This is a genomic window from Microcystis sp. M53603_WE2, assembly GCF_030065435.1.
In genome coordinates this window covers 1-6,819 of record NZ_JASJFF010001051.1, presented here as the reverse complement: position 1 = coordinate 6,819, position 6,819 = coordinate 1, and the positions used below count along the sequence as shown (strand labels likewise).

Annotated in this window: 6 protein-coding genes; 1 reads left to right on the top strand and 5 read right to left on the bottom strand. The window is 38.5% G+C overall.

The features are described from left to right. Nucleotides 1-186 precede the first annotated feature (186 nt). From PX481_RS22170 to PX481_RS22160, 3 genes are all read right to left on the bottom strand, one after another. Complete coding sequence (locus PX481_RS22170; protein ID WP_288096063.1) at nt 187-1,131, bottom strand: NAD(P)-dependent alcohol dehydrogenase; 945 nt, start codon at nt 1,129-1,131, stop codon at nt 187-189. Between the two features lie 2 nt (nt 1,132-1,133). Further along, nucleotides 1,134-1,520 carry a hypothetical protein gene (locus PX481_RS22165; RefSeq protein WP_002756583.1) on the bottom strand — a complete coding sequence of 129 codons (387 nt, stop codon included), beginning with the start codon at nt 1,518-1,520 and terminating at the stop codon, nt 1,134-1,136. An 85-nt stretch (nt 1,521-1,605) separates the two neighbouring features. Further along, the gene (locus PX481_RS22160) at nt 1,606-2,310 is read right to left on the bottom strand and encodes an acyl carrier protein (protein ID WP_052275519.1); all 705 of its coding nucleotides are present in this window, start codon (nt 2,308-2,310) and stop codon (nt 1,606-1,608) included. 520 nt (nt 2,311-2,830) lie between these two features. Between PX481_RS22160 and PX481_RS22155 the strand changes: the two genes are divergently transcribed. Continuing rightward, entirely contained in the window at nt 2,831-3,361 is a 531-nt protein-coding gene (locus PX481_RS22155) for a universal stress protein (RefSeq protein ID WP_002756585.1), read from the top strand. Here the strand turns inward: PX481_RS22155 and PX481_RS22150 are convergent. Together PX481_RS22150 and sppA are read right to left on the bottom strand one after the other, a co-directional pair. Then, complete coding sequence (locus PX481_RS22150; protein WP_002756586.1) at nt 3,351-5,510, bottom strand: ComEC/Rec2 family competence protein; 2,160 nt, start codon at nt 5,508-5,510, stop codon at nt 3,351-3,353. The genes PX481_RS22155 and PX481_RS22150 overlap by 11 nt on opposite strands. Nucleotides 5,511-5,567: 57 nt before the next feature. After that, the coding region (gene sppA / locus PX481_RS22145; protein WP_288096058.1) for a signal peptide peptidase SppA at nt 5,568-6,819 on the bottom strand (1,252 nt) is incomplete at its 5' end.

Sequence of the window (6,819 nt, the reverse complement as noted above, 5' to 3'; positions counted from 1 at the left end):
GTGTGGGGTGTGGGGTGTAGGGTTTTACCCATTTTCAGGGGGTTAATTACCTAATTTTCAGGGAAAAAGTCCAGGGATTTTCCCCCCGATCACTCCCATATCTGGTACTTTTTGATTGACAAAAGGTCTAAAAGTGTTACCCAACAAGGTTTTCAGATTTATTCAGCAAACCCTAACTATTTATCCTTAATCGGGGATCAGGACTATTTTTCCGCGCACTCTTTCCGATTCACTATAATTATGAGCTTCTACCACCTGGGAAAAAGTATAGGTGCGATCGATTCTAACAGTTAATTTTCCCGATTCGATCGCTTCTTTGAGAAATTGCCAGTCAGACGCTTGTGCTTGAGCAAAAAATATCAGTTTCCCTTTTTGGGGCAACCAAGCACCGAGATAATTTAGGAAGATAATTCCGGGATTTGGGAGGGTGGTTATATAGGTGCCTTGGGGTTTTAAAAGCTGACGACAGTGCCAAAAAGAAGACTTAGCCACAGCATCGAAGATTATATCATATTTCTGCTCGGTTTTTCTCCAATCTTCTTGGGTATAATCGATAACTTTATCTGCTCCTAAAGAGGTGACATAATCGATATTTTTACTACTACAAACTCCATCTACTTCTGCGGAGAAAATTTTCCCTATCTGCACGGCAAAGCTACCCACTCCTCCCGATGCACCATTAACTAAAATCCGATTTCCTGCTTGAATATTGCCAAAATCGCGCAAGACTTGCAAAGCGGTAGAAGCGGCTAAAGGAGTGGCGGCAGCTTCAATAAAACTCTGATTATGCGGTTTTTTAACTAATAGGGAAGCGGGAATAATTGCATATTCAGCATAGGTTCTACCGGGTAATTGATTGAGAAAACCAAAAACCTCATCTCCGATCTGGAATTGTTCCACCTGACTGCCTTTTTCAACGATAATTCCACTATAATCAAAACCTAATTGCAGGGGAAATTTATTACCTGTGGCTATTTTGAGCATCCCCCGACGAATCTTCCAATCAATCGGATTAATTCCCGCTGCCATAATCTTAATTAAGACTTCCTTAGCTTGGGGAATTGGCTTTTCTATGTCTATGTATTGGAGAACATTACTATCGCCATAGCGATTAATGATAATAGCTTTCATAATTAAGAAAAAAGTTGATAAAATAGTAGAGGAGCAAAAGTAATGACCAAGAGAACCAAAATCCAAACTCGTCCCGCTAAAAGATTATAATCTTGCCCTAATCTTGACCAAGAGTGACCGGCGATAAAATGGCCGAACAGAAACTCAAAACCCACTGTTAATAGTAACCAAATTAAACCGATGGTAATTGCTTGACCGGAGGATTCTAGACCCAAAAAATAGACAAGAGCGCCAATATAAAGACTAAAAAAGAGGATTCCTGTCAGGGTAGAAATTTGATGAGCGCGTAGTTCATCGAGATATTTTCCGTAGGTGGTTTCTCGGAGGATACCGTTACTAACTCCTATTACGATCATCGGTAGCCATGCGACAATGTAGCGACTAATCATAAGTTGTTGGTTTAGAACTCGCTCTAATTGGATTATAGCTATATTTGGCTGATAACTTGAGATATTTTCGTAAAAATTAATATTGTTACTTGCCTAAATTTTCAGCCAGATAATCAACTAGCTTTTTCACTGTTGTAAATTCTTGGCATTTTTCTTCTGAAAGTTCTAGATCAAATTCTTCTTCTAAAGTCATGATTAATTCAACTGTATCAAGTTCATCTCCTCCCCAATTTGAGACTAATAAACCATTACTACAAGAACCATAAGAACTATAAAAGCTAGAAGAACTATAACTACTGAGGGTTTCCTTAGATTTTAAATAAAATAGTTCATCATCAATATGTATCTCAGACTTTTCCACATCTAATTGATCACTAATTATCTCTTGAACTTTGATAAAAATTGCCAGTTTTCGTTCATTGTCTTGTGACGTTATTTTCTCGGTATCATCATTGTTTTTATCGTTAATAACAGCATTAGCTTTTTGTTCTGCTATTTTAATAGCTTTCTCTTCATTGATTCTCCTTGATTCCAATAGACTGGATTGACTGAAAAATAACTGATATCTCATAACTTCAATTCTAGAATTAATTAAGTTTCGTATTATATGAAATTCTACTTTATGACCACTTTCCTTGTAAATTCTTGTGGCTAAATCCCAAACAATCTGATCGCGGTTTGCTTCTAGCTGGTTTAATTTTTCTTCACTCAGAGATACCATATCATCCAAATACTGATTGATCATCATTGCCAGAATTTGCATCTCATAATTTTTGCTATCTTCATTCATTCGACTAGATCCTCTGCTGCAAAAAATCTCAACCATATTGTATCTTAAGATAAATACTTTTATAAAAAATCTAGGGGTGCATCTCACATTTGCAGAAATACCGACAATCAGCAATTATCAGTGACTCTTAGATGATTACAAATGTATCAGCATCTGGCTGTAAGCATCCCACCGAAAAGCTAATGCGCTCCGGGGTTTGGGTAGGGTTGATTCATGAATCAACCCTACCTTGAATCAACCCTACCTTGAATCAACCCTACCTTGAATCAACCCTACCTTGAATCAACCCTACCTTGAATCAACCCTAGGGTATCGTCTCGGAGTCTCCCCAAATTGTTAATTTTTTTGGGGATTTAGCTACATCATCCGAAAAATGTCACACTAGAGGTAGGGGAGCGTCAACTATCAGTCATCAGCTTTCAGCAATTTTTGGCTATTTCCCCAGGGTATTGCTGGCAGCCGGTGGGAAAAAAGATTAACTTCAACCCTGACTTTATCTGCTATCGAGGAGGTTAATTCGATGAATAATACGGAAACACTCTCAGTCGATCGGGATACCAACAAACTCTATAATAAAATTCTCGTGGCTGTGGATTATCAAGATGTCACTCCAGAGGTATTGAATACGGCTATTCTCTTAGCGAAAACCTACGCTAGTGAGTTGCGGATTATTTATAGTCTGTCTAAACCTTTGACTCCCTACACGGAAACTTTTATTTATGGTAATCTGATCGGTTATGGTGGCGGTTATCCCCCCGATATGATCGCCTTAGAACAACAAATCACCGAAGAAATGCAAGCGGAATTACAAGCTTGGTTAAACGGTTTAGTCGATCGAGCTAAGGAGGATAATATCATAGCCCGGGCTGATTATTATATCGGTGATCCGGGCCAGAAAATTTGTCAAGTTGCCCAGCAAGAGGGGATAGATTTAATTATTGTTGGTCGTCACGGTCGATCGGGTTTATCTGAGTTAATCTTAGGTAGTGTCAGTAATTATGTGGTACATCATGCTCCCTGTTCGGTTTTGGTGGTACACATCACTCGTTAATTAGAAAGGGTTGAAATCCATTTTTTGCTGTCCATTGAATCGCTCCATCTCTCCCGGTCCAGTAAGTCTTAATACCAGACTTTCTCAGTTTATTTCTGGCATTACGGGAGAGATTGGTGGTGACAGCGATCGCTGTTTGTGGTCGAATTGACTCTAACCATTGTTTATCTAGATTGCTTCCCTGCCATAATAACACTAGGGGGCTAAATTCTTGGGATAAATTAACGGGAATTTTCGGGTTGACAATCCATAGCCAAGATTGATTTTTTACCTGAAATTTAAATAAATTTTTCTCGATCAATTGTCCAGTAATTTCGCCGAGATTAAATTTTTCTAACTGGGATAAATTAATAGTTTTTTGAATCGGTATGTCCTCACTGATAGTTGAGAATTGCGCCGAATTATTGACGGTTATTGCTCTTTGTATTTGATTAATTCCCTCCTGTCGCAAAAAGGGCAAAACTGTATAACGTGCTGTTGCGGGTTCCTCCCCATTAATTAAGAGAGTATTTCCTTGATTTTGAATAATTATTACCGGTTGCGATTTGGTGGCTAAAACTGTCACCTGAGTTAAAGTTAAATGCTGATAAATAATCGGTATTAAAATTAAAGTGAGGATAAATAAACCGATTAAATGCCACCGTTGACGAAACCAGATATTAAAGCAGATTAAGGTAAGGCAAATATAAATAATTAACATCACTCCTAAAGATAATTTACCTGTGGAGTAGGTACTAAAAGGAAGCAGACTAAAAAAGGTGGTAATTTGCAGTAATAACTCTAGAGGGTAATAGAGAATACTAGCGCTGATACTGCCCAAAGGGGGATAAATTAAGCCTAAAAAGGCCGTAAAAACTCCTCCTAAACTAATCAGGGTAACTAGGGGAGTTGTGATAATATTAATGGGGATATTATAAAGAGCGATCGAGTTAAAGGTAAACATTAATAAAGGCATAGTCCAGAGACTAGCAGCTAGACTAATAGCTATAGGTTCAGCGATTAAATTAGGTAAATAGTCAATTTTATTTTTCAGCAAAGGAACGGTAATAATTAATCCCAAAGTCGCTAAAAAACTTAACTGAAATCCTAAATCCCAAATCCAGAGAGGTTGCCATAATAATAGAATTGTAGCCGCTAGTAACAGGGATCCTAAACTATTAACTTGTCGATTATAAAGCAGACCGATTAATGCCCCAATTCCCATCAAAATCGCCCGCAGCACTGAAGGTTGTAACCCAGTTAAAGTGCCGTAAATTATTAAGATAGTAAGGGCAATAATAAACTGTTGTTTGGGGGATAAATTGCGAGTAATAGTTAAAACAAATCCCAACAAAATAGCCACATGAAAGCCAGAAGCTGCTAAAATGTGAGCTAATCCAGTTTTAATAAATAAATCAGTGATTTTTGCTGGCAAATTAACCGCTTGTCGTCCGAGGGTAATCGAACTTAATAAAGTCCCTTTTTCCTGGCCTAGTCTTTGAATTTGTGCCTCAACAATGCGCTGACGAATCTGCCAAATTCCCCAATTCGGTGATTTTTTATCGATAATTATTTCCCCTTTTAAACCAGCAAAAGCACCCTGACGCGCCAGATAATTAGCAAAGTCAAAAGCATTGGGATTATTCGCACGACGGGGACGATAAAGTAATCCTTTAATTGTTATTTCTTGTCCGGGATAAACCTGATTTTCTGCTAGATTTGGTAGAGTAACGTAGAGTTTACCCGTGGATTTTTCTGTCGGTAAATTCTTGAGGCTAAATTCTTTTACTTCTAACCAAAATTGTAAATTTTCTCGGCGATTGAGACGAATTTCTGATATAATACTGCCCGTGATTTTAATAGAGTTAACCACATTATTTTTTAAAAGATGACTGATATCATTTGCGGTGGGGTAAGGAGTGCGAATTTCTAGATAAACAACGGCAAATATAGCTATTAATCCCCCCATCAGCCAAATTTTTCTAGGGGGACTTTGCCACCAAAAACGACGGATAAAAATCGTGGTTAATAGGGTAATTAGACTAAGAATAACAATTCTAATTACCACTTCTTGCCATCGGTTTAACTGGGGACTAAAATCTACCAGACCTGTAGATAACAATCCCAAAATATAGGCTAAACCGAGAATAACGCTATTAGGGCGATTCATAGAAATTTTTGTCGTCAAATAATTTCAGAATTAGCGGGCATTATTTTTACCTAAGTATCAGCGAAAATCGAGATTAAAAAGTAACTTAGCATAAACACTATGGGGATCGTTAAATGTAGGTAACTTCAATAATTCCTGCTGAAAATTTTGCCATTCCTGCGTCAAAGGGTGATTATTTTTAGTTAGAGGAGGAAGATAGGTTTGCAAGAAATTAGAGACAAGTTCTTCTTGCCAACTTTGCGATCGAGGATATTCTTTAAGACTCCAATCATCTCCTAATTTAGCTGTTTTGGCTGCGTATTGTACTGCCGCTTCTAGGCCACCGATTTGATCAACTAAACCAATTTTAACCGCATCTTTTCCCGTCCAGACGCGACCTTGGGCCACAGTTCTTACCTTGTCTGGGGATAATTTTCGCCCCTTGGCTACCGTCTCGATAAATAAATCATAGAACCGATTAACTGCCGCTTGATAAATTTCTAATTCTTGGGGATTTTTCGGTCTGGTAATAGTAGATAGATCGGCTAATTGTCCAGTTTTAACCGTATCCCAATCGATGCCATTATTATTAGCAATCTTCTGGATATTTAACAATAATCCAAACACACCGATCGAACCAGTAATTGTATCATTATCGGCAAAAATTCTTTGACCCCCCATCGCAATCCAATAACCCCCAGAAGCTGCCACATCACCCATAGAAATAATTACTGGTTTTTTCGCATCTAAACGCTTAATTTCTCGCAGAATCACCTCGGAAGCGGTGGCACTTCCCCCCGGACTATTAATTCTCAAAACTACCGCTTTTACCTCCTCCTTCCCTTGTAATTTTCGCAATTCCTTCGCCAATTTATCCCCACCGATTTCGCCTCTATCTCCCTGACCTTCTACGATTGTCCCTTCTGCATAAACTATCGCTATTTGATCGCTACTATCTTCCTCCTCATCGAGAGAACTAGCATAATTAGCTAAAGAAATTTGCGAAAAGGAGCCAGAGTTTTCCTCCTGATTAGTTTTATTTTTTGCTTCTCCTGTCAAATCCTTTGCTAAAGCAATTACTCGATCTAAATGGGCCACTTCATCAACAAAACCCGCCTTTTTCGCTGTGGTTGCTTCCAGAATACCTTGAGTATCAGAAATAGTTTGCACCTGTTGGGGTGTTAAATTGCGACTTTTGGCCACTGTGGAACTATAATTAGACCAAATTGTATCGAGTAGGGTTTGCAGCTGCTGACGATTCTGGACACTTAAATCCTGACGCGTATAGGGTTCCACCGCACCTTTAAAAGAACCCACTTTTACCACTTGT

Excerpts from the sequence above, each read along its gene's own strand:
- PX481_RS22170 (WP_288096063.1), bottom strand. The coding sequence starts at position 1,131 with ATGAAAGCTATTATCATTAATCGCTATGGCGATAGTAATGTTCTCCAA.
- PX481_RS22165 (WP_002756583.1), bottom strand. The coding sequence starts at position 1,520 with ATGATTAGTCGCTACATTGTCGCATGGCTACCGATGATCGTAATAGGA.
- PX481_RS22160 (WP_052275519.1), bottom strand. The coding sequence starts at position 2,310 with ATGAATGAAGATAGCAAAAATTATGAGATGCAAATTCTGGCAATGATG.
- PX481_RS22155 (WP_002756585.1), top strand. The coding sequence starts at position 2,831 with ATGAATAATACGGAAACACTCTCAGTCGATCGGGATACCAACAAACTC.
- PX481_RS22150 (WP_002756586.1), bottom strand. The coding sequence starts at position 5,510 with ATGAATCGCCCTAATAGCGTTATTCTCGGTTTAGCCTATATTTTGGGA.